At 44.2% G+C, this 933-nt stretch carries 1 protein-coding gene; it reads right to left on the minus strand.

Features of this window, described 5'->3' with window-relative positions; genetic code table 11:
* On the minus strand, positions 1-933 hold a 933-nt coding region (locus H5R88_RS01795; RefSeq protein WP_220477540.1), incomplete at both ends, for a hypothetical protein.

Genomic DNA, 933 nt, shown 5'->3' on the forward strand with positions numbered 1-933 from the left:
GCTAGCCTTGTTTACGTTAGCACTAGCAGTTGCATAAGCCTTAGCTGCATCTAACTTATCAGCAGCAGCAGTTTGAGCATTTACAGCAGCATCATGGGCATCTTGAGCATTCTTTTGACGAGTCTTGGCACTTTCGAGAGCTTCACCAGCTGCGTTTACTTCTGTTTGGGCACCATTCAATGCAGTATTAGCTTCATCAAATGCTTGTTGAGCAGTCTTAGTAGCTGCTTGAGCATCTTCCCACTTAGCTTGAGCTGCTTGTTGAGCTTCATCATTCCATTCATTTGGTTCGTTAAGGTAGTCTTGAGAAGCAGCATCAAAAGCATCCTTTGCCTTTTGTTCAGCAGCCTTAGCATCGTTCAATGCTGTTTCTGCCTTAGTGTAAGCATCACTAGCATCTGTTTGACGGTTGGCAGCTGCATCATAGTTACCTTGGGCGGTCTTAAGGTCAGCATTAGCTTCATCTAAGGCGTTACCAGTTTCGTTAACCTTAGTTTGAGCATCATTAACAGCCTTTTGTAATGCAGCCATGTCAGGGTTAGTAGTACCTAACTTGTCAGCGGCAGCAGTTTGAGCATTACGTGCTTCGTCAAGTGCCTTTTGAGCTGCACTTAATGTGTTGTTAGCATCGTTTAATGCCTTAGCAGCATTTTCTGCCTTAACAGAAGCTTGTTGGTAAGCCTTAGCTGCAGCAAGTTTGTTAGCAGCAGCGGTTTGAGCATTACGTGCTTCGTCAAATGCTTGTTGAGCATTTGCAACATCTTGTTCAAGTTGATGTGCTTGGTTGTACTTGTTGAGAGCATCTGTTTGAGCATTCAAAGCATCATCCGCAGCCTTTTGAGCTTTTTGTTGAGCAGTTTGAGCGTTTGCAAAGTCTTCGCTAGCCTTGTTTACGTTAGCACTAGCAGTTGCATAAGCCTTAGCTGCATCTAA

It is taken from the genome of Limosilactobacillus agrestis (assembly GCF_014145585.1).
GTDB classification, from domain to species: Bacteria; Bacillota; Bacilli; order Lactobacillales; family Lactobacillaceae; genus Limosilactobacillus; species Limosilactobacillus agrestis.